At 29.5% G+C, this 23,189-nt stretch carries 24 protein-coding genes; 5 read left to right on the top strand and 19 right to left on the bottom strand.

Annotation, left to right across the window (positions count from 1 at the left end):
• Positions 1 to 209: 209 nt before the first annotated feature.
• The 3 genes from P8F83_RS06430 to P8F83_RS06420 all read right to left on the bottom strand — a co-directional run bounded on the left by P8F83_RS06430 (position 210) and on the right by P8F83_RS06420 (position 3,973).
• Positions 210 to 2,153, bottom strand: coding sequence for an ABC transporter permease (locus P8F83_RS06430; protein WP_326513947.1), 1,944 nt, complete (start codon positions 2,151 to 2,153; stop codon positions 210 to 212).
• Positions 2,146 to 2,913, bottom strand: coding sequence for an ABC transporter ATP-binding protein (locus tag P8F83_RS06425; protein WP_326513946.1), 768 nt, complete (start codon positions 2,911 to 2,913; stop codon positions 2,146 to 2,148). Before P8F83_RS06425 ends, P8F83_RS06430 begins: the two co-directional genes overlap by 8 nt.
• A gap of 160 nt (positions 2,914 to 3,073) precedes the next feature.
• Positions 3,074 to 3,973, bottom strand: a complete 900-nt coding sequence (locus tag P8F83_RS06420) for a LysR family transcriptional regulator (RefSeq protein WP_326513945.1) — start codon at positions 3,971 to 3,973, stop codon at positions 3,074 to 3,076.
• 125 nt (positions 3,974 to 4,098) lie between these two features.
• Here P8F83_RS06420 and P8F83_RS06415 point away from each other — a divergent pair, with 125 nt between their 5' ends.
• Positions 4,099 to 4,980 (top strand): alpha/beta hydrolase, encoded by an 882-nt coding sequence (locus P8F83_RS06415; RefSeq protein WP_326513944.1) that lies wholly within the window; start codon positions 4,099 to 4,101, stop codon positions 4,978 to 4,980.
• Between the two features lie 191 nt (positions 4,981 to 5,171).
• On the opposite strand, the gene P8F83_RS06410 is transcribed toward P8F83_RS06415, so the two are convergent.
• Complete coding sequence (locus P8F83_RS06410; RefSeq protein WP_326513943.1) at positions 5,172 to 5,573, bottom strand: MerR family transcriptional regulator; 402 nt, start codon at positions 5,571 to 5,573, stop codon at positions 5,172 to 5,174.
• Between the two features lie 197 nt (positions 5,574 to 5,770).
• On the opposite strand from P8F83_RS06410, the gene P8F83_RS06405 reads away from it, so the two are divergent.
• Positions 5,771 to 6,769 (top strand): SDR family NAD(P)-dependent oxidoreductase, encoded by a 999-nt coding sequence (locus P8F83_RS06405; RefSeq protein WP_326513942.1) that lies wholly within the window; start codon positions 5,771 to 5,773, stop codon positions 6,767 to 6,769.
• Positions 6,770 to 7,072: 303 nt separating this feature from the next.
• Here P8F83_RS06405 and P8F83_RS06400 read toward each other — a convergent pair whose 3' ends face one another.
• The 14 genes from P8F83_RS06400 to P8F83_RS06335 all read right to left on the bottom strand — a co-directional run bounded on the left by P8F83_RS06400 (position 7,073) and on the right by P8F83_RS06335 (position 18,542).
• Positions 7,073 to 7,441 (bottom strand): hypothetical protein, encoded by a 369-nt coding sequence (locus tag P8F83_RS06400; protein WP_326513941.1) that lies wholly within the window; start codon positions 7,439 to 7,441, stop codon positions 7,073 to 7,075.
• Between the two features lie 86 nt (positions 7,442 to 7,527).
• The gene (locus tag P8F83_RS06395; protein WP_326513940.1) at positions 7,528 to 8,436 is read right to left on the bottom strand and encodes a metallophosphoesterase family protein; all 909 of its coding nucleotides are present in this window, start codon (positions 8,434 to 8,436) and stop codon (positions 7,528 to 7,530) included.
• A 29-nt stretch (positions 8,437 to 8,465) separates the two neighbouring features.
• The gene (locus P8F83_RS06390) at positions 8,466 to 8,813 is read right to left on the bottom strand and encodes a hypothetical protein (protein ID WP_326513939.1); all 348 of its coding nucleotides are present in this window, start codon (positions 8,811 to 8,813) and stop codon (positions 8,466 to 8,468) included.
• 50 nt (positions 8,814 to 8,863) lie between these two features.
• A complete protein-coding gene (locus tag P8F83_RS06385; RefSeq protein ID WP_326513938.1) occupies positions 8,864 to 9,559 on the bottom strand; it encodes a helix-turn-helix domain-containing protein in 696 nt (231 codons plus the stop codon).
• 320 nt (positions 9,560 to 9,879) lie between these two features.
• Entirely contained in the window at positions 9,880 to 10,590 is a 711-nt protein-coding gene (locus tag P8F83_RS06380) for a DUF1963 domain-containing protein (protein WP_326513937.1), read from the bottom strand.
• 66 nt (positions 10,591 to 10,656) lie between these two features.
• Entirely contained in the window at positions 10,657 to 12,285 is a 1,629-nt protein-coding gene (locus P8F83_RS06375) for a HEAT repeat domain-containing protein (RefSeq protein ID WP_326513936.1), read from the bottom strand.
• Positions 12,286 to 12,316: 31 nt separating this feature from the next.
• The gene (locus P8F83_RS06370) at positions 12,317 to 12,631 is read right to left on the bottom strand and encodes a hypothetical protein (protein WP_326513935.1); all 315 of its coding nucleotides are present in this window, start codon (positions 12,629 to 12,631) and stop codon (positions 12,317 to 12,319) included.
• Positions 12,632 to 12,772: 141 nt separating this feature from the next.
• The gene (locus tag P8F83_RS06365) at positions 12,773 to 12,991 is read right to left on the bottom strand and encodes a bacteriocin immunity protein (protein ID WP_326513934.1); all 219 of its coding nucleotides are present in this window, start codon (positions 12,989 to 12,991) and stop codon (positions 12,773 to 12,775) included.
• 21 nt (positions 12,992 to 13,012) lie between these two features.
• Entirely contained in the window at positions 13,013 to 13,447 is a 435-nt protein-coding gene (locus tag P8F83_RS06360) for an SMI1/KNR4 family protein (RefSeq protein ID WP_326513933.1), read from the bottom strand.
• Positions 13,448 to 13,598: 151 nt separating this feature from the next.
• The gene (locus P8F83_RS06355) at positions 13,599 to 14,201 is read right to left on the bottom strand and encodes a barstar family protein (protein WP_326513932.1); all 603 of its coding nucleotides are present in this window, start codon (positions 14,199 to 14,201) and stop codon (positions 13,599 to 13,601) included.
• A 239-nt stretch (positions 14,202 to 14,440) separates the two neighbouring features.
• Positions 14,441 to 14,941 (bottom strand): macro domain-containing protein, encoded by a 501-nt coding sequence (locus P8F83_RS06350; RefSeq protein ID WP_326513931.1) that lies wholly within the window; start codon positions 14,939 to 14,941, stop codon positions 14,441 to 14,443.
• Positions 14,934 to 15,275: a hypothetical protein gene (locus tag P8F83_RS06345; protein ID WP_326513930.1), complete on the bottom strand. Its 342-nt coding sequence runs from the start codon at positions 15,273 to 15,275 to the stop codon at positions 14,934 to 14,936. The genes P8F83_RS06350 and P8F83_RS06345 overlap by 8 nt, the downstream gene beginning before the upstream one ends.
• A 273-nt stretch (positions 15,276 to 15,548) precedes the next feature.
• Positions 15,549 to 16,826: a DUF1963 domain-containing protein gene (locus P8F83_RS06340; protein WP_326513929.1), complete on the bottom strand. Its 1,278-nt coding sequence runs from the start codon at positions 16,824 to 16,826 to the stop codon at positions 15,549 to 15,551.
• Positions 16,827 to 17,168: 342 nt separating this feature from the next.
• Complete coding sequence (locus tag P8F83_RS06335) at positions 17,169 to 18,542, bottom strand: aminotransferase-like domain-containing protein (protein WP_326513928.1); 1,374 nt, start codon at positions 18,540 to 18,542, stop codon at positions 17,169 to 17,171.
• Between the two features lie 124 nt (positions 18,543 to 18,666).
• Between P8F83_RS06335 and P8F83_RS06330 the strand changes: the two genes are divergently transcribed.
• Both P8F83_RS06330 and P8F83_RS06325 read left to right on the top strand, forming a co-directional pair.
• Positions 18,667 to 19,539, top strand: coding sequence for a GNAT family N-acetyltransferase (locus P8F83_RS06330; RefSeq protein ID WP_326513927.1), 873 nt, complete (start codon positions 18,667 to 18,669; stop codon positions 19,537 to 19,539).
• 269 nt (positions 19,540 to 19,808) lie between these two features.
• The gene (locus P8F83_RS06325) at positions 19,809 to 21,104 is read left to right on the top strand and encodes an MFS transporter (RefSeq protein WP_326513926.1); all 1,296 of its coding nucleotides are present in this window, start codon (positions 19,809 to 19,811) and stop codon (positions 21,102 to 21,104) included.
• A gap of 74 nt (positions 21,105 to 21,178) precedes the next feature.
• Here P8F83_RS06325 and P8F83_RS06320 read toward each other — a convergent pair whose 3' ends face one another.
• Positions 21,179 to 21,550 carry a pyridoxamine 5'-phosphate oxidase family protein gene (locus tag P8F83_RS06320; RefSeq protein ID WP_326513925.1) on the bottom strand — a complete coding sequence of 124 codons (372 nt, stop codon included), beginning with the start codon at positions 21,548 to 21,550 and terminating at the stop codon, positions 21,179 to 21,181.
• Positions 21,551 to 21,724: 174 nt separating this feature from the next.
• On the opposite strand from P8F83_RS06320, the gene pdxR reads away from it, so the two are divergent.
• Positions 21,725 to 23,158 carry a MocR-like pyridoxine biosynthesis transcription factor PdxR gene (gene pdxR / locus P8F83_RS06315; RefSeq protein ID WP_326513924.1) on the top strand — a complete coding sequence of 478 codons (1,434 nt, stop codon included), beginning with the start codon at positions 21,725 to 21,727 and terminating at the stop codon, positions 23,156 to 23,158.
• Positions 23,159 to 23,189: the final 31 nt, after the last annotated feature.

Genomic DNA, 23,189 nt, shown 5'->3' with positions numbered 1-23,189 from the left:
TAATAATAAATAAATGAGTAAAACAAAAAGAGAGCGAAGACATTCTTGATAGAACATCTTTGCTCTCTTTTTTAATAAATTTATGATATCATATCCGTTGATAATTATCAATATTTTCTTTGGATTTAATTGTAAAATTTATATTTTCAGTGATATTATTTATTAAACTTGTTAATTTTGATTTTTATATCCTAAAGTTACGTATATAACTATTCAACTATTTTATAATATGCCTTTGCTGTTAAAGAAAATACTATTCCGTAAATTGCAGCAAAAACAAGTATTGTTATTATAGTTGATACCATAAATAAAGATACATTTCTAAGGTTTAAAACTGCAAGAAGTTTTGTAATCATTGGGAATGCAAACCCAACATGTATTACTGCTGTAACAAGAGGAAGGAAAAATACCATAAGCACTTGGCTTCTAATAGTCTTCTTAATCTCAATTTTACTCATTCCAACTTTTTGCATTATTTCAAATCGATTTTTATCATCATATCCTTCAGAAATTTGTTTATAATAAATGATAAGAACTGTTGCCATTAAGAATAACGCTCCTAGAAATATACCTATAAAGAATAAACCACCATATAATGAATAGAAGCTTTCTTTACTTCCAGCAGAACTATCAACATGAACTTGTAAATTATTTTCTTTAAATTTCTCATTAAGCTTATTTGAGAGAATTCCTATATTGTCATCTGAGCCGGAAACGTCAAATGCCACATAATATGCGCCATCTCCATTTGCCTCCAATATGTTTATATCATTTACAAATACTACATAAGTATTAATTACGTCATTCATATTAATCTTTAAGGCTTCTATTGGTTTATTAAAAGATTCTTTAATATTGAATATTTTATTTTCTATAGTTAAGTTGTTTTTATCGAAGTTCTTTACATTTGAATAAACAACAGCTTCATTATCCTTTAGGGTAATATTTTCACCTTCCAATCTATTATAGTCAGCAATAGATACAAATTGTAGCAAAGTAACATCTGAACTCAAGCTATCCTTATTGATTAAATTTAACTTTCCATCATTATTCATAGCAGCAAAGTATTTGTTAAAGTAGTTAAATTTACCTGCTGTATCTATACTATTATTTTTTGACTCCCTTAGTAATATTTCATCTATTTTTTCTGCCTCTTCTTTTTTAGCTTGCGCTGCTGTTAATATTATATCTCTAGGGAACCTAGTTCTTAAAACATCCTCCATTCCTACATATAAAGAAACTGTTGTAGAAATCATTACAAGTACGCAAGTACTTAAAATACATATGTTTGCAAGACCAATAGCGTTCTGCTTCATTCTGTACATCATTCCTGAAACAGAAATAAAGTTACTAGTCTTATAATAAAAGCTTTTGTTTTTTCTAAGGGTCTTTAACACTGCAATGCTTCCTGCTGTAAAAAGTGCATAAGTTCCAACCATAACTAGGATAACTGCAATAAAGAACATTTGTAATGCAGCAAGTGGTGCTTCGATTTTTAAAGCAAGACCATAACCAGTACCAAGAGCTATTAATCCAATTACAGTCATAATCCATTTTGTCTTAGGCTCTTTTTCTCCATGTTCGGAACCTCTTAGTAATTCTATAGGGTTTAACACCTTGATTTGAACTAAATTAGATAATAAAGTTGAAATAAAAATACCTGTAAAAAGTAACAATGTAATTATTATGGATGGTACTGAAATTGTAAAACCAAATGCTACTTTAAATTTAAGAAGTTTTAAAAGTAGTAAAAACATAAGTTTATCTAAAATAACTCCTGTGATAAGTCCAACTAATAAGCTAAATATTGAAGTATAGAGAAATTCGAAAAAAAGGATTTTGGATATATGTTTTTTTTCAAGACCTAACACATTATATAATCCTATCTCTTTTTTACGTCTTTTTATTAGGAAACTGTTTGTGTAAAAAAGAAATATTGCTGAAAATATCCCTATTACTTTACTTCCTAAATTAAGTATTACTTTTAGACTTTCAGATCCAGATACACCGTCTAATCCCTTATTTATTGAGATTTCATGCATTATATAAAACATTGAAATGGTACATATACAGGTTATTATAAAAGGCAAATAGGTTTTACTATTCTTTTTTATATTTATAGCTGCAAGTTTTGGGTAAAAGAGTTTATTCATTCACCACACCTCCAGTTGCAATGACTGTAAGTGTGTTTGAAATTTTTTCAAACATCTCTTCATTAGACATTGAACCTTTATAAAGCTGATGAAATACTTCCCCATCTTTAATAAAAAGAACTCTTCCAGCATGACTTGCAGCTTTTGTACTATGGGTAACCATAAGTATTGTTTGACCATCTTTATTAATGTCAGAAAATAGCTTTAAAAGATGATCTGTAGCTTTAGAATCAAGAGCTCCTGTTGGTTCATCTGCTAAAATAAGCTCCGGATTAGTAATTAAAGCTCTAGCTACTGCTGCCCTTTGTTTTTGTCCACCTGAGACCTCATAAGGGAATTTATTTAATATGTCCTTTATTCCTAACTTTTCAGCAATAGGCTTTAATCTCTTTTCCATCTCATCATAAGACTTTCTAGATAAAACAAGTGGTAGAAATATATTATCCTTTAAAGAAAAGGTATCAAGTAAGTTAAAATCTTGGAATACAAATCCTAAATTTTCCCTGCGAAATGCAACTATTTCACTTTCTTTAATAGAAACTACATTTTTACCTTGAAGTAAAATCTCTCCACTGGTAGGTTTATCTAAGGATGCAAGTATATTAAGTAAAGTAGTTTTTCCAGAACCAGATTCACCCATTATAGCAACATATTCACCTTCTTCTACAGAAAATGTTACATTGCTAAGAGCCTGAACTTGGTTACCTCCAAATCTAGTTGTGTATATCTTTTTTAAATTATTTACCTCTAATAATTTCATAAAACTTCCTCCAATTAATTGATTTGACTATACACTAATTGTAATAAAAAAAGAAATGTACAGCCATAACTTAGGCTTACATTTCCCTTTTTAACCTTACATTTATGTAAGGTATGTTAAATATAATATTTGATTCATATCAAAATGAAAATATATAAAATTAATTACTTTTAAATAATTCTGACAGCCTAGCGGTAAATTCTTCAACTATACTTGTTTGTGGTTTATCTTTTTTCGTAATCCTTCCCAAAATAACAGGTTCCGTAGTGTACTGCTGTAAAGGAATAGTAACAAGTTTCTCTTGATAGCTTGAAGGTAAAAATTTAGTAATAAAATCAGGGCCTATAGTTATAGCATTTCCTCTAACAATCATTTGATATATAATCTCCATATTGTTTGTTGACAGAACTATACGATTTAAAGAATTCTCAGATAGTAAATGCTGTCCAATACGTTCAATATCTTCATCTTTATAAAGAACAAATGATTCATTCCTTAAGTCCTTTGCTGTTACTGTATTCAACATGTTTAACGATGAATTTTTGTTTACGATTAATACAGCTTTGCCTTGTATTATAGGCATCCATTTTAATAAAGTATCTTTGTACTGATTAGAACTGTAACAAATCAACCCCATACTTGCATAACCCTCATTGACATTATTCATCACAGTCTGAGTATCTCCTTCTATCATTTGAACATTTAGTAAAGGATACTTCTCAGCAAATTCAAGGATAACCTGAACAACTAAAGGAACCATTCCTGGAATGGTAGATATTATAATGGTTTCTGAATACTCTTCTTTAAGCTGTGAAAGTTCTCGATTCATTAAATCCAATCTTTTGAAAATAGAAGATACATGTTTAAGTATGAGTTCACCTTCTCTAGTTGTAGCAATACCCTTCTTTGTTCGGTAAAAAATAACAGTATTAAGTTCTTCCTCTAACTGTTTTATTGACTGACTAATAGTAGGCACTGTCACATAATGTACACTAGCAGCCTTTGTAAATGAGCCAAAATTAGCAGCAGTAATTAAATATTGCAATTGTATGATGTTCATAAAATTCCATCCTTAAATAAATCTTTATTATCATTAATTATATTTAAATATATTTTATCATAATATGGTGGTATTATAAAACTCAACAAAGAAAATACTGTAGGTATATTAAGGAGGTCCAAGCCATGAGAAGTTGGCAAAGTTTTATAGTTGAAAATTTAATAAAAATATTAGTGAAGCAAGAAAATCCTGATGTATATTTGGAAAGAAAAAAAATAGAAGATAACTCTAATTATATACTACCTACTAAGCTACAACAAAAATACAAAATAACAAAAGTTGATTCCTATTTGTTGGACACTTATTTATTAAAATCTCCTTCAAAATCGGATACAAGACAAATCTTATATTTACCTGGGGGAGGTTATGTTGAACAACCGCTAATGTGGCATTGGCGTTTTTTATATAATTTGTCTCAAAAGTTGAATGGAACTATCACAGTTCCAATATATCCAAAGGCACCTAATCATCAATATGATGAAGTATTCGAGAATGTTCTCCCTATTTATAAGGATTTATTAACTAAGACTTCCCCAGAAAACATTGTAATTATGGGGGATTCTGCTGGAGGTGGTTTATCACTAGCTTTATCACAAATGTTATTAAAAGAAGGACTTCCTCAGCCAGGAAACATTGTACTTCTTTCTCCATGGTTAGACATTACCTTAAGCCACCCTGAGATAGAATCAATGAAAAAAAATGAGCCTATGTTAAATCTTAAACTTTTGATAGAGTCTGGTAAAACTTATGCAGGAGATACAGACAGAAGTAATTATTTGTTAAGCCCTATAAATGGTCCTCTAAAAGGATTAGGGAAAATTACATTATTTATAGGAACACATGAATTTTTTCTACCTGATGCTCGAAAATTTAAAAAATTAGCAGAGAAAGAAAAGATTGATATAAACTACTTTGAGTATCCTAAAATGAACCATGTATTCCCTGTGCTTCCTATTCCAGAAGCTAAGAGAGCTATGCAGCAAATTGTAGATATACTAAAAAGCTAACCACAATATAATAATGTTTGAATGAACTAAATTAAATTATAAGTTTACCCAAAATAAAAGAAGTTAACCCATTTATTGTTAGCTTCTTTTGTTTTATAATCTTTAACTTCTAAAATGAATCTCATAGTTCCCCTAACTATTTACAACTTATCTTATACTTTTTATTAAATTTCATAATATAGAAATATAAATCACTCATTTCTTTTCTTATTAATCATCTCTCTTAATTCATCTTTGGAGACTTTTTCATCATAATAGTCTAACTTCATATCTACAAGTTCAAGAAGTTCAGTATATTTTTTTATCTCTTCTTTTATTATTCCTTTTTGTTCAAGCATAATCTTACGTTTTTCTTCTAATGTTTCCTTTCCATTAATACAAAGCTCAACGTAATTTTTTATATATGAGATAGACATTCCTGTAGCTCTCATACAGCACACAATTTGAAGCCATCCTAAATCAATATCTGTATACACCCTTCTTCCACTATTATTGCGTTGTACAGATGGTATTAGCCCCTCACGCTCGTAGTATCTTAATGTGTAAGGTGATAAATTAAATTTTTCTGCTACTTCTTTTATGGATAAATTCATAGTTTCACCCCTCTAAATAACAATCTACAATCTTATCTAATACTATAATTTCTATATATAAAGATTACAATACTTATTAATAAATATTTATGAAATTTCCTATTGACTTACACTGCACTCTAAGAAATATACTGAATGTGACGCTAGTGATTTAAGACTATTTAAAAATTAGGATATGCATAGAAAAGGAGAAATATATGAAAAATACTATTCAATCACCAATAAATTCAGGGTATGGATTTTCTACAACTGCAAAAGAAGTTATGGGAGATATAAATTTACAAGGAAGGATAGCAATTGTTACTGGAGGTTATTCAGGAATTGGATTGGAAACTGCTAAGGTTTTAGCTGAAGCTGGAGCCACAGTTATAGTACCAGCAAGAAATATTGAAAAAGCACAGAAGGCTGTAAATGGAATCCAAAATATAGAGTTAGAACAGTTAGATCTTATGAATCCTGATTCTATAGATAGCTTTGCAGAGAAATTTATAGCTTCTGGAAGGGCTCTTCACCTCTTAATAAATAGTGCAGGAATCATGGCTCCACCTCTAATGAGAGATAACAGAGGGTATGAATCTCAATTTGCAACAAACCACCTAGGACACTTTCAATTAACATCAAGACTTTGGCCTGCTTTAAAAAGGGCTGGCAACGCTAGAGTTATTGCAGTTTCCTCAAGAGCTCAACGTCTTGGAGGAGTTAATTTTGAAGACCCTAATTTTGAAAAAACAGAATATGACAAATGGAAAGCCTATGCCCAATCAAAATCTGCCAATGTACTTTTTACTGTTGAGCTTGATAGGTTAGGTAGAGAATATGGAGTAAGATCTTTTGCAGTACATCCAGGGTTAATTCCAACTACAGACCTCGGTAGATTTTCTCTTGATGGAAAAGTTACTACACAAGAGCTTAAGAATAATGATAAAAAAACTCCAGATAAAGAACATACAAATGAATTCAAAAGTATTGAGCAAGGTGCTGCCACATCGGTATGGTGTGCAACTAGCCCTTCACTAAATGAAATGGGTGGTGTTTATTGCGAAGATTGCAACATTTCTGAAGCTGTTCCAGCAGATAGCTTAAAAGGAAATGGCGTTCGTCCTTGGGCCATAGATAAAGAATTAGCTAAAAGATTGTGGCAACTTAGCGAAGAGCTTACTGATGTTAAGTTTAATATTTACACCCCTGCTCTGTAGAAGTTCGAAGAACTTCATCAAATTCCTTTTAACCCCATGCTCTGTAGGAACCTCAAAGAGGTTCCTTTAAATTCATTCTGTAAATTATTCCTCTAAAGGAGTTTTGTTTCTATACCATTAATCCTTCTTAATGCTGTTCAGTAGAATTTCGAAGAACTTTATCTAATTCATAGATATTACACAGGAAGTTAAAAATTTAACTTCTTTTATTTAAATATTTATACACAGCAGAGGGTATAAATTCATTATAAATAATTTAATCAACATTTTTCATTCTTTCAAATTCAAATTTGTACTTATATTTTATTCTCTTATTTGAATCCACTTAGAATTAGTAATTGTAGTAGGATAAGTTTCTTGTACATGCCAATCATACATAATAGTAACTATATTATCCGCCATAATGCTATCCTGAGATATCTCTTCACCCGACTTATTAAAAATTTTAATATCCTTGCAGCTAATAATACAATTATCTCCTATTTGTGAAATTGATGAATTATCAATTCCACTAACAACTAATTGCTTATTATATAAATTGTTTTCAACTACCTTAGCATCTACAGTTGTTTCAACACCATCAGATTTATTTAAATTGCATCCATTCAATAGAAATAAAATTATTGGTATACATAAAGTCCTACTAACAATTTTAAATATTTTATTCTGCATATACTCACCTCATATATTTCGTATTTTGATACAACTGTTCATTTATTTGATTATATAATATATAAATAAAAATATTTTACACAATTTTATCTTTCCATTTTTATATATTTAGATAGTGTTTTTGCTTCTATTGAAACTCCATTCCATGTGTCTGTAAGCCCAATATCCTTTGGTGAATGTCTTTGATAATTTCCATTAATACCGTTAATAGAAACATTCATCTCATTATCAATATTAACAATAACATGTAGTGCTTCTTTATATAAAATTAAATCTTTTAAATATGGATATTTTTTATGCACTTCATGTGAATAGTTGAATACTTCTTTAGTTCCATGCCAAATATAAGAGGTTGAATTTACAGTATAATAATGTATATTATTAATTGTTTTACAATCACTACCATGGTCATGTCCATTTATGCAAAACAATATTTTTCTTCCCTTTAAATTTCTTTCCTCTAAAATGGCTCTTATTTCTTTTCTATTACTTATACCACGTTTTTGAAAATCATTTGACAAACTTTGATGTGAGATTATTATATAATACTTATCATTATCATCTAGCTCTTTCTTAAGCCAGTCTATTTCTTCATTTGGTATATAAGGATACTCATCATTAGATTTATCATAATTTCTTTTACAGTATGGTATAACATTAGTCTTTTTGTTAATAAAATTTGCATCTAAAATAATAAATTTAATGTTTTCTACAATAAAGGAGTAATAACTTCTTTTCATATTAAAAAAATCAAGAACTTCATCAATAGTATAACTATCAGTATTATGATTACCTATAGTAAAATAACACGATAATTCTGAACTATTAATATTCTCTAGTAATCTTTTATTTTCATTTAATGGATAACATAAATCACCTAAATCTATCATAAAATCAACTTTGGCTTTTTTTGCACAAGTAATTATTTCTTCAATTCTCTTATCTCCATCTGGTATAGCATAGTAATGCAAATCTGAAAATATAGCAAATTTCAAATTAACACCTCACAAATCTATTTCTTATTTTAAATATTTATTTCTAAATATGCTACTAATTTAGAGAAATCATACTCAGTAAAAACTCCACGTATATTATCATAGAAAGTGCCATTATAATATAAGAGAAAATGGCCATGTTCACTTAAAATACAACATTGCGGTAATTCTACATCCTTTCCCTTTGTGTATTTCATTTTTTCTGCTCGTTTTATATCATATAAATCTAATGCTTGGAATAATTTTTTGCCTGACATTTTATTTTTTCCACACTTTGTATGTCTAACAACATCTTCAACTGATATATTTTTAAGCAAAGATATACAAGTCTGTCCACAAAATCCTTCTAATGATTGCGATAATATTTTAGTATCCATAGCTCCTCCTATAAGCAAAATAAATTTTTGTATAGTTTTATAATTAATAATCAACTTTCAATAGCAATATACACATCCATATAACAAACACCATCTTTATCATATATCTTTTCAAAGCAAGATAGAATATCTTTAGTTTTCTTATACTTATAACAATTTACTTCCATGTATATCATAAGTGTCTTATATGCATTAGGAATAAGAGTAAATGCTTCTATAAAGGGATCTTTGATCGTAATAATTGCGTATTCTTGTTTTCTTTGAGTAATAATTTCTAAGTCATTACTTTCAACTTCAAAATTAGAAGGTAAAATACAAGCAGCAGCATATCCATGCATATGATACACATTTATTTGCTCCTGTGATACGTGTGGAAAATCCCACCCTATAATTTGTGGGTTAATAATTCCATTACTATTAGCCCATTCTGTTATATATTTTCTGGCATTTTCTTCTGGTTCTCTACTAATAATTTCATGTTTAACAAAAGAAAATGAATCTACTTCTTTTACTCTGATATTTGAATAGGATTCATTTATCATGCTTATATCTTCCCTAACTAGCTTATCCATTGAGCATGAAAAAAGCTTACAGAGAGCTATCACTTTATCCATCTCTGGATAGGTAGAATCAAGTTCCCACTTTGAAACAGTTTGACGAGAAACCCCCATTTTTTCTGCCAACTCTTCTTGGGTCATTCCTTTATGCATTTTTCTTAAAAATTGAATATTTTGTCCAAAGCTCATATTTTAATATCTCCTTTACATTATAATAAACTTATTATAATTGGATTTAGCCTTATCTTACACCAACCTTTAACTTCTTTTTTATTATTCTTTGCAACCTTAAGTTGCAACTTCTAAAGTATAAATATTAATTAGCAAATGGTATAGAAATAATCTACTATCGCCCTTAACATAGCCTTTGATATTATTCTTATATTTCATTATAATATATTTTGTAAATTTATTATTGCTTGTGATACTGTATTTTCCTATAAAAATAGCCTTAACAATATCACTTCAATTGTTAACACTTTCTTTAACATAACTAAAACTATCTTTACTTAATAACACTGCCACTCAATGGCCCATTCATCCTTACATCCTTCATTTGTGCCTCTTCCAAAATATCCAACACCATTATCTCCCCACATCCAGTTTCCTTTCTCTGTTGTATTAATTTGAAATACATATTCAGGGTTAATTGGATGCTGGTTATAAGGTGCCCAGTAAATTTCAGACTGAATCAATGAAGGCCATCCACCAATTTTAAAACCCTCCACATTATTAAAGTGGTCCCAATATTCCTCTTCAATTTCCTCCTCAAGTTCTAATTCACTATCATCGATATTTGAAAAATCATCCCAACTAGGATAATCTTCTTCAACTAGTATTCCTTTCATTTGAAAAGGCTTTATTCGTGACTCTGTAGTTATCTGCTTAAGCGGCACTAAGTTTTCAATATTTCTATATGCCCTTAGGCACCAATTTACACCATTAGCATCATTATTTGGATACTCATCTGCTCCTATAAACACAGTTATAAACTCTAAGTCCTTTAATGATTCTGGTACATATGGTAGCTCAGTTAAATTTATTTGACATAATGCATTCATAAGTTTGCCATTAGTACTTGGCCACTCTTCACCTGGTGAACAAAGCATAACCTTTCCAAACCATGAAGATGATAATTTATTATCTCGCTTGAACCCACCAATTTGCATTATTGTTGCTTTTCTCTTCACTTTATCTTTTATAATTTCTAAAGAATTCATATTTATCACCTTTACATTTCACCTTAGTTCTAATCTACTTATACTTTCTTAACATCTTATCACTATCTATTTGTCAAAGCCTCTTATACAAAACTCAATAAACTCTCTATCACTATCTTTAATAAACTTTCCATAGTTCTCTAAAACCTCTCTTATCTCCTTTATTTGATTACTATTAGGAGTTGTAAAAGACTTATTATATTTTAACTTCCATCCTTGAAGTGATATTTGTCCAAGTAATGAAACATCTTCGTTTTTATCTGCACAAAATTCTATAATATATCTAATAGAATTCCACTTACTTAATGAGCATAAAAGAACGCATGAATTAATCTTCACATGATTGTAAGTGGCTTTCTCAAAGATTCTATATATAATATATGCATCGCCTGCATTAACCTCTTTACTTAAAACTCTTTTAGCAGCCTTAGATACACCAACCCTATCATCATTTAAAAATAAAAGTATTTTATCATTATGTCCTTGCATATCTAGCTTTGCTAATGCATTAATAGAAGCCTTTACTATCTTTACGACATCAGATTCCATAAATTTAACTACAATCTCTGAATCATTTATATTACCTATCTCTCCAAGTCCACAGATACTAGGGTGTAATCTTTCACTTTTCTCTATTTCATTACGGTATATAGCCGCAAAATCATACTTGTTATGCTTTGAGAGTAAATATCGTGACAATTCTCTTACTGACTGATTATTGTCGAACAAGCTTTTCTCTAGTATAGTTATACTTTCTTTTTGCATAAAAGAATACAATAATTCAATGGCAAAAATCCTAATTTGAGCAAACTTGTCTTGAAGTAATAACTGCGAAATATCAATAAACTCATCTTGCGTTATTTTTTGTCTTATATTCCTTAGTACAAATAACCTATTGTATGGATTATTATCTTTTATTAAATAATTTATTATACTTCTATTGCCCATCACTTTTATCTGGAGGATTATTTTATAACAAGCTAGTCTTACTTTTGAATCAGCTGATTTTAGCCCATCTATTAACCTTTTAGAGCCTTCTTCGCTAGATATAATTGAAACAACTGCATCTATGACATCAACATGTTCATCTCTGGAACATTCTTTCAGTCTTAATACCAACGGTAAGTTATTTACAAAATACTCAGCATATTCAGACTTTGTATATCTAAGTAATTGCTTTTTTGAAGTAATTCTTACTGCCCTTACCCAATCATTTATTCTAATTAATAGATATGGTATTGCTCCACCAGTTTTCATATCTGAAAGGGCTATTATTGCCTTTTCTCTAAAATATCCATTGGGGTGAAAACTACTTAGCCCTAATATTGCAATCTTCTCCTCTTCCGTCATTAAAGGATGAAACAATTCTTTAGGATTTATATTTCTCCAATCATACTGCCAGTCATAAGAGCTTCTTTCTCTAAATACTTTATCAACTTTTATCAACCTAGTAGGGCTTAAAGTATTCATAACATGATTAAGAGTTTCAGTAGCCTGTAGCTTTACTTTTTCGTCACTACTAAGTAATAGTTGAAAAACATCTGGAATTGCTGACAATTTGATGTTGTCATTTAGTAGCTCGATACTACTAGAATTCTTTATATTATTAGTTTGTTGTAAGCTAACTGGAACATCTATATTTATCTGTTTAGATCTATTACTGTTAAATATTATATCAATAATTTTTTTAATCATATTATCAGCTCCTTATTTCAACCATTCTTAACTATTCAAACTCAGTATGATCTGGTAACATACACCTATTTATCCAGTCATCTAAGTCTTTATATAGCTTTGTTTTAGGGTAAGTACCGCTTTCGTCTTTACCTGAAAAAGTTAGGTGTACTACTGCAAGTTTAAATTCTATATCGTTAATCTCAAATAAAAAATCATCACGATCATATCGTCTTCCGATTACTGATACTTTTTTGTTATTTAGTACGTGATTTTTCCCTAACTCTTTATATAGTTCCTGTTCAAATGAACTTCCTTCAGTACATAAGCAATACCACGGTTCTAACCAAGCAATGTTTCCGCACAAATTCATCAACCCCTATTAATTTATTATACTTCTACAGATTTAATCTTACCAATTAAACGATGGCATCAAAAATGCTATCGTTTATTCAAAACTGAATATGAGATTGTAAATTTTCAAGTTGCCCTGCTTTATTAAATTATGTTACAAAATTTGTGCTATATAATTTAGAGCTTCTTCAACTATTTCTTCGGGAGTTACCTCATTTTTCTCAGGATAGAAGATTAAATCCAATGCTGCTGGATGAGGCACATTTCTTTCAAAAACTTCAATCATCTCATCAATTTCTTCTTCCGTTCCTTCTGTATTAATAATTCTTTCCACAATCTCTACTAATTCGTTTTTAGTTAATTTTTCTTTCATAACTCCACCACCTAATATGTACTAGGTACTAATTTGTCCACTTGACCAGCCATCAATAAACCATTTTAAAGATGATGCAACCCATGTTCTACTATCATCTTCGTGGTTCCAAACATATATGTCATCCTTACTTATTGTGCCATTGAGTATTGGATATGCAAATTGATCACCATTCCCTGCATCTGCAAAGAACAATAAACAGTCAAAAGGCATGTATAGTTCCTTAAAATCACTTGAATTTCTAAAGTTTAAATTATCTTGTACTATTCTTTTAATGTCCCATATTATACTAATACGATATTCACCTAAAATTCCGTTAGATTCCTTTAGTAGTTCCCTTAGATCATGAGGTAACTCTACACCAAGTTGTCCTTCTGCCTCAATTATATCTTTTTCCTTTGCTGGTTCCTGAAATTCATATTCATCAGATAAACTATTTATAAACTCTTTCCACATCTCCATTCCCCTTATCATCATATCTATGTTATATAAAAATTCTTCCAGATGTATTTAACACAATATCACCTTGTGGATCTTGCCAGACGTCAATAGGTATTTGTATTGCCTTATCTTTATCCATAATACTCAACTCCTAGTTTATAAAATCCTATAGATATTCTACATGAAATTCTGGTTCATTTTCTTCTTTATATTCTTTAAGTAGTTTCTTTAGCATATCTGCATCTTGTCTATTATTCTGCTCAAAGCTACTCCAGCCCACAAATGCTATAAACTTAGGCATGACTACTAATCCAGTTATTGCATCTCTGAAAGCATCCCAATTCATTCCATAGAACTTAGGAAAACTTAAATATTTAGAAAGTGTTTTATGCAGTGTCTTTGAATCCTTAATATCTGTTAAATCAATTTTGACAACTAACTTTTGTACCAATATTTCCTTAGCCTCTATGTATCCACATGTGCCCATGGAAGAATTAATAGTACAAACTAAAAAATCTGATTTCTTAAATTCTAGATCAAATATAATACTTGCAGTCCCAAGTAGCTCTCCTTTTAATTCAAAATCATTTACTTCTTCAAAAGTAAATAATACTGAATACTCATTATAGCCCTTAGGTGTACTTTCCATCCTTATAATCATATCAATACTTGATCCATCTATAGTAAACTTTGTAATATAGTCATCATGGAAAGATGGCCAATATCCATAATCATTTACTATCTCTTTATTTCCTTCTATAAATTCCATTAGTTCACCTCTGTTTATTATAAGTGTAATTTGAATCTTTAACCTTTAATTCTTAAAAAACACCTCTGTCCTATAGGACCTAATCAAGATTCCTTCCAATTCATGTAAACACTGTCCGTATTGATATTTAGCTAAAATACCATTCAACTCAATTAGTTTAAAGTCTAAACCCCAACCCATTATGAAAGTCTCCTTTTTCAAACTAAATATGATAACTTGCTTTATCCAACTAAATAAAACTACTCTATATCATAGACATACACATCTATACTCTTTGAACATATATTTTTATCTATTAATTTCTCAATTTCTTCCCACTTACCACCTGCTAACCCACAGCCTATCCTTGGCATGTGAACAGTGGCTCCTAATTCTAATGCTTTTTCACAAACCTTCTCAAGGCATTTATTAACTGCCTCATATCTGATAGGAACTCCTGATTTACCTCTTCTTATATCTCTTTGACCTATCATATTAGCAACATATTTATCTTCAGAAACTTGGATAAATTGAACTTCTCCAAGTTTAAAATTTGTACCATCTTTATACCACTTTTTATATTCCTTTTCAGGTTCACTCCACCTCTTAGAAACAGCTAGTACAAACCCTTTCCCCCATGCACCAATATCATTGCAAATATGTACAATGATTTTAATACCTTGTATGTTAGGAGTAGTAGCATCACCTTTTAAATATATAATATCTTTTTTAATTTTTTCTTCCTCCGAATCATTAATCAAACAAGTTTTCCCAATACCAAACTTCTGATTTCATATTTTTAGATTCTATACCTGAAATAAATTTTTCTATATCTTTTGATGGAATAGGATTTAATTCTAATGCAACTGGATTTTCTCTTCCTCTGGATAGTCTTTGTAATTCAGTTAATATATCAATAAAATTCATGTATGAATCTGCTATCATAGTTGGATTCCATGCACCTTCTCCATGCATTGAAATATAAACCGGGTAATCATTTGATGATGTATCAATGAAATAAGAATCTCCTGAGTTTTCATTGAAACCTATTATCAACCAATTCGCCTTCCAACTTCCTTCCTCATTTAAAACCAAAGAATTACCATCTCTGTCTATACTATAACCTACTTGTGCTTTTTCAATATTATCAACTTTGAATAAATATCATCATATCCTAATGACACATTTAATTTTGAATTATCTTGAACTAATCTAATAAAATTCTCCGGTATCTTCATATCAAAGTATTCTCCTCTTTTAAATAATAATTTATAGTTCTTATTCTTTAAATAACTCTCTATTTAAATGGTAGTAGTATATAATACTACCATCCTATAATTCAAAAAATCTATTACTGAACGCTAGATTCTAAGATTGCTGATAATTTGTAGCAACTATATTACACTCTTCACAGACAAAAGCATGATATATTCCTTCTCCATACTCCTCAATATCAGCCCAATCAATTTGACTTATAAATTTCATATGATTAGAACACTTTGGACATTTGGGATATTCGGCATCTTGTATCCAAGTAGGCTGTCCACCTACTTGTGAAAATGTAGTTTCTAAAAGTTCACTTGATGCATGAAAGCAGCTTCGCTTGACTTTTGAAATTCTTAGTGGATTCTTTAGAATTATAGATTCATCCTCACTTACATCTCCTAAATATTCTGGTTTTGAATTTAATTCACTCCAATGTCCAGTACCTCTGGTATCAATATCCATATATAATGGTCCATAACAATTACACACATGACAAGTTGGAATATTTAATTTCTCATTATTACAGTTAATAAAATCAAACAAAGAATTAGTCAAATCAAAACTAAATAAATTAGTTAAATCTCCACCACACCATTTACACTTTTCATCATGTTTTTCTAAAAATGTTATTGGTTGTTCTTCTGATGATTTTTTCTTCTCGATTACATAACAATCCTTATAAAATAAATCCCTTCTCTCACCTTTCTCAGTTAGCTCCCATCCAGCTTCAAAAGAATATTGTTCAGGTGGAACGTATAATTTTTCTGCCCACTTAGGGGGTTCCTTTCTCCACTTATTAAATAAATCTACTACTTTTTTATCACCTATCCATGCAAGAGCTCTCAAAGCATGATTTAAGTTAATAGTATTAAGTTCTTGTTCTACTTTGCTAATCAAAATATCTCTAATATATGCAAAAGCATCCTTAAATACTATCTCAGGATAACATTCTCCTTTTTCAATCAAAGCTTCAAGGCATTCCTCTACATTTGCATTTCTAAAGCAAACAAGTGGTAGCAATATATCTTGAGCCTTTTCTATTTCTTCATCTTTTATTAGACTTAAAACATAAGCTTTCATTTTTTGTTTGTCTTTCTCAGAAAGTGTAATATACACCTCTTCCATACTTTTATCATATTTTATGTAGTTCTCCAAAGGGTTGTATTTCTTTGGAGTATGCATTATTTTTAATATCTCAACAGGATCATTTACTCCCTCATATAGATTAATATCTTTTCTATTCTTTCTTATAAACTCTTCCTGTTCTTTTCTTTTAATAGCCTGATGACATGGCATACAATAACCACCTGTTCTATCAGCTGTTGATTGCAATATTGTAGATTTACACCCTACATTAACGCATGGAATTCTATCATTCATAACTTAAACACCTCTGTTTATTATAAGGTTAGAAGAGAATCATCATGTTCATTACCCTCTTCCCAATATAAATTCGAGGTAACCCTACCAAATTCCTTCTTCATGCTGCTCAGTAGAAGTTCGAAGAACTTCTACAATTTATCGATATAACACAAGAAGCTAAAATCTTAAGAAGTTAAGATTTTAAGAACTTAACTTCTTTTATTTAAATAAATATATAAATATATAGCATTCATGCACCTTCTACACTTATATATATCAGTGAACTAGTATTATGTATAATTAAACAATAGTAGATCCAAGAAAAGTTGGACTCAACTATTTTTTATTCTATCAAATCCCTTAAGTCACATCCCCCTCACCATGAGCTTCCATTAAAGCTCGAATTTCTGAAATGATATCAGTAATATTTCTGATATCTTCTTCTGGAATGCTAGAAATGCATAATCTTAAATAATTAAAATCTCTTTTTTCCCATTCTTCTTTCAAAAAGTACTCTTCCGTTGAGTTTATTAATATTCCGCGGTTTTTAAGATTATTTTTAAGCAAATTTATATCTATATATTTAGGTAACTTAGCCCAAATAAATATTCCGTTCACTGGAACATACCAAAGGAGGTTATTAGGGCTTAAAGTATCTATAATATCCTTTGCTCTTCTTAGTTTCGCTTCATAGGATTTTTTTACTTTTTTAACGTGTTTTTCGTACATACCTGATTTTATAAAAATATCTAAAGCTGCTTGGGTAAGTTTTGAGGTGTTAAGGTCACTTATATATTTAAGATTTACTACATATTCAGCTAATTTTTGAGGCAGTACAGCTACCCCTAATCTTAATCCAGGCATGAAGGTTTTAGAAAAACTCTTTATATAAACCGTACTTTTAGTTATATCATAATAATGAATAGGCATAGAACCCTTCTTATATCCTAAATCAGCTAAATAGTCATCCTCTATCACAATGATATTATAATTATTACAAAGTTCAGCAAGTCTTTTCTTGTTGCTTTCAGAAAGACTATACCCTGTTGGATTATGATGTCTTGGTATCACATAAAATGCAGCGATATCACCTTTCTTAAATAACATCTCAATCTTCTTAAAATCAAATCCATCTTCTTTTCTTTCAATTCCCACAACATCTACTTCTAAATAACTAGCTAAGTTTAATGCAATGCTATATGTAGGAACTTCTACAAGTAACTTTCCTTTATTATTTTTAAAAATAGCCTGAAATACCAAACTTATAGCCTGCTGTGCTCCATGAGTCACAATAATCCTGTCTGAAGTTGTATATACTCCCTTGCTTTCAAATTCATTCTTAAGTGATTCTCTAAAAGACAGTAATCCAATAGTTGATTCGTAATCAAGTAAGGTACTTTTATACTCTTCTATTGCATTATTAATTGAATGTGCAAATTCTCTATAGGGAATCAGTTTGCTATCTGGTTTCACCGTAGCAAAGTCAACTTCAGTATCTTGATTTGAATAATTTTTTTCATAATCTACAAGATAAAATCCACCTCGTGGAATGCTATATACTTTATGTTCTCTTTCAAGTTCATTATATGCTTTATTTACAGTGATTTTATTTAATGAAAGCTTTGAAGCAACATCTCTACAACTTGGAAGACGCATGTTTTTCTTTATTTTGCCTTCTTTTATCTCTTTAAATATAAATTCTTTAACTATATCTGTTTTACTTATGTTATTCATAATTCCTCAGTTCTGTAGTAGTACAGATTTTATTTTACATAATTGAACTACCATATTTTATATTATATACTCAACCTATACCAATTAAAATAGTAAGTAATAAAGAAATAAAAGAGGTGTTAGTATGAAAAATGGAATGATATTAGTACAAGTAGCCCAATATGAAGAAATAATAAAAAAGTTAAAGGAGATTCCTTTTAATACAATGTTTGCATGTGCTGTACTAGAATCCAAAACCCCTGGAAGTGTTTTTGTTGATAATATTTACGAACCTAAAACTTTTTATATTGCTAATTTTTATGGAATGTCTCTCTTATTTGGAGAAACTGAAAATGAAACTTTTAACCAAAGTCTTTCTGATTATATGTTAAATGTAGTTCCTCATAGAATAAAACCAGAATGGCTCCAAGTGTATCCTGATAAGTGGAATGATAAATTAAAACAAATAGTAAATAATAGGATAATAGATTATTCTGAATTAGAACACACAAATGATAAGAAAAATCTTGATATACTCATTGAAAAAAATAGAAAAAAACACTTGATTAAATGGACAAGAATAAACCTTAAATATAAAGAATTTAATGTAAATTCAGAACCTCCAGCTAAGTATAGTCTTAAGCAAATAGACTCAGATATTTATGATAATATTGAAGGAGTCGTTATACCCAAATATCTTTGGAATTCTAAAGAGCAATTTCTATCCGATGGCATTGGATACGCCTTAATGAAAGGTGATGATATAGTATCTATAGCCTTTTCTTCCTGTATAATTGGAAATTATTTAGAAATAGGTGTTGAAACCTCAAAAAGCTATAGAGGTATGGGTTTAGGAAAATATGCATGCATTGAGATGTTGAACTTCTGCAAAAATAATAACTATGTGCCTGTTTGGGCTTGTCATAAAGAAAATATGGGGTCATTTAAGTTAGCAAAAAGTATAGGTTTTGAGGAGTGTGCTGCCATTCCTTATTATGAACTTGTATCAAGTAACTAGTATTTTAATTTAAAAGGTAGTGTTATTTTTAGATAGATAAAAAGAGGCTATCATAACTTTAAATAGCATTGTAAATCAATAAAAGTTAATGTTATACTAAATTTATAACTTTAATTTAAATCGCTAGCAAAAGAGGTGAATTTTATGAAATTTACTGTTGATTTCACTCCATGCAAAGTCATTAAAAATAGAGATTGCATGGAGTAATAATCTATTAAACTTTGACTTTGCATCTTTAATTACTAATATAATTAAGGAGTGGAGTTAAAATGAAAAACTTAAAATTTAATAATGAACTAAAAAATTTTTATATATTACAATTAGGACAATTTATTTCGCAATTTGGTAATAAAATGACTAGTTTTGCATTAGTTATGTGGACATACGAAAATAGTGGTTCCGTGATATCAGCATCAGCTTTAACCGTTTGCACATTACTTCCGTCTATATCACTTAGTTTTTTTGCAGGTAGTTTTATTGATGGTTGGAATAAGAAAAAGGTCATGCTTATATCTAATGTGATTGCAACTATTTTTTCTTTGATAACATTAGTATTAATCTCTTTCAATCAATTAAATATTAGTTACTTATATTTAATTAACTTTACCTTAGGCGTGGTTGATGCATTTCAAGAACCAACCTCAAATGTTGTGATATCAATAATAGTTCCAAAGGAACATTACACAAAGATAAGTGGTATTCGTTCTTTTACAACTTCCTTTAGCACTACATTTGTGCCTATTGTTTCTACAGGACTTTATGCTTTGGTAGGGCTAAAAGTAATTATTGTTTTTGATTTGTTCAGCTTTATATTTGCATTTATATCTTTGTTATTTTTTGTGAGTATTCCAAATAATATTATAAAAAATAATGATAAAAAAGAAAGTTTTTTTGCAAACTGCAAACAAGGAATTAATTATATTCTAGGTAGAAAAGATATTTTCCATCTTATAATTTTTATGGCCTTTGTAAACTTTATTGCATCTATATATAACAGTAACTTAGCACCTATGATTTTATCTAGGAATGAAAATAATAAATTAGAACTTGGTATGGTTAGCAGTATGATAGGCATAGCCGGAATTATTGGAAGTATTATTGTAACATTAATGAAACAGCCAAAGAAAAGAATTCCTGCTATTATAAATACAATGATATTTTCATTCTTAATTTGTAACAGTATGCTGGGAATTGGTCGTAAATATAAGGTATGGATGATTGCTGTTTTTTTAGGTAATTGTTTAATTCCATTTTTAATAGCTAACGTGGAATATATTATGAGAACAGAAATACCAATAGAGATGCAAGGAAGAGTTTTTTCAGCGAGAAATACCTTACAATACTTCTCTATACCAGTTGGATACATCCTTGGTGGTATTTTAACTGATAAACTACTCGTGCCATTTATGAACAAGCCATCAACCTTACAATTATTTTTTTCTTATATTGTTGGTAATGGCACAGGATCAGGTAATGGTTTAATCTATATTCTAATAGCTATTCTAGGCTTTTTAGGATGCTGTTTCTTTAAATTTGATAAACATTTAAAATCTTTAGATAATTAAATGAGAAAAATAGCCTTAGACAAATCACTTTAATGTCTAAGGCTATAAATTTTGAAAATCCTATTCTATTATAACTATATTGTTTGTTTAGCAGATACAACAGTTATCTCTAATACTCTACTTATGAAAGCAAATTTTTCTTTCATCATATCAAAATCTGAACCTTCTTCAAGGTATTTAGCAGTTCCTTCTATTAAGAATCCTGCTCCCATATGAGTATGTCCCATTACTTCTTTACTTCCTAAAGTTACCTTAACTTTATTATTTTGTTCTATGTTTTTTTGAGTTTTTCTCATTCCACCTGCTGGTATTAATAGTCTTCCATCTTCAGTGGCAACAAGATATGAATTCCAAGTATTAACTACATGCGCTTCGTTGTTACTACAAGATACTATAGCTACTACCCCTTCATGTGATATAACCTCAAGTAATTTTTCATTTAACATTTAAATTCCTCCTATGCAATTCTGTAAATTTAATTACATTAAATTTTTTTAAAAGCCTCAATTTGTGCACATTGACTTTCCTATGAGATAATTATACAATCAAAGTGTAATCATCAAAAGTGCCAATTATTTTTATTTTATTGGATACAGTTTGTAAGGAGAGTGTTTTAAAGAATGATTGTTTTGAATAGTGATTCAGTAGTTCCATTATACTTGCAAATATATGAACAAATAAAAGAAAGTATAGTTTCAGGACAACTTTCAGAGGGCAGCAAACTATATTCAACACGAAGCCTTGCAACATCATTAAATGTCAGTAGAAATACAGTTGAAAGTGCTTATCTACAGCTTTGTTCAGAAGGCTATATTAAAAGTAAAGCAGGTAGCGGATTTATAGTTGAAAAACTAGATAGTATGTTAATTGCTAAGTTAAAGAGAGAGCCCTCTATAAATATTGAAGAATATAAAACTAAATTATCTGATGTTAATTATGATAATAATTATAAATATAATTTTAAATATGGAGACCTAAGTGCTTCTGATTTTCCTTTAAGCTTATGGAAAAGAATATCAAATAAATGTTTAGCATCTATTGATGCTGAGATGATGACATCCTACACAAACAATAAAGGTGAAGAAGAATTACGTATAGAAATAATAGATTATTTAAATAAATCTAGAGGTGTCTCCTGCAACCCAGAACAAATTATTATTACTTCAGGCTTCGAGCAATGTTTAAGTTTATTATGCCAAATGTTTAGAAATACTTCTTCTAAAATAGCTGTAGAAGATCCAGGCTACAGAGGTGTGAAAGAGATTTTATATAACCACGGCTTTGATGTCCTCCCAATTAGCTTAGAAAAGGATGGAATAAATCTTAAAGAACTGGAAAGCTGTTCTGCAAAAGTTGTTTATGTAACGCCATCTCATCAATTCCCCACTGGCTCAGTGATGCCTATTCAAAAAAGATTACAACTATTAGATTGGGCAAGAAGAGTAAATGGAATTATTATTGAAGATGATTATGACAGTGAACTTCGTTATAACTCTAGACCTATACCTTCAATACAAGGTGTTGATTCAAAAGACTATGTTGTATATATTGGAACTTTTTCAAAGTCTTTGTCTCCAAGCTTACGATTAAACTACATGATATTACCTCAATCATTACTAGAAAGATATGATACATTATTTAGTACATACCAAACTTCTGTTCCAATAGTTGAGCAAAAAATAATTCAACGGTTTATGCATTTAGGCCATTGGGAAAGTCATCTGCGAAAAATATCTCTTAAAAATAAGAGAAGACACGATATCTTAATACATTCAATCAATGAATTTATGGGCGATAATGTTATCATTCATGGTAAAAATGCAGGTTTACACGTTTTACTAGAAGTAAATAATGGATTATCTGAAGAAGAACTAATAGAAAAAGCTAAAGAATATGGTGTTTTAGTTTATCCAGTGTCCATATTTTGGTTACAAAAAGATAAATACACTAATAATATGGTTTTTATTGGTTTCGGTAGGATGACTGAAAGTGAGATTACTGAAGGTATTCAACTCCTTAGTAAGGCATGGTTTAGTAAGAATAAAACTTCTTAAGAAGTAATCTTTAAAAGAATAAAAGAAGTTA

The sequence above is a fragment of the Clostridium intestinale genome, from assembly GCF_035905475.1.
Taxonomy (GTDB): domain Bacteria; phylum Bacillota; class Clostridia; order Clostridiales; family Clostridiaceae; genus Clostridium_T; species Clostridium_T intestinale.
The sequence above is the reverse complement of the archived record's forward strand: the minus strand, read 5'-3'. Positions and strand labels throughout refer to the sequence as shown.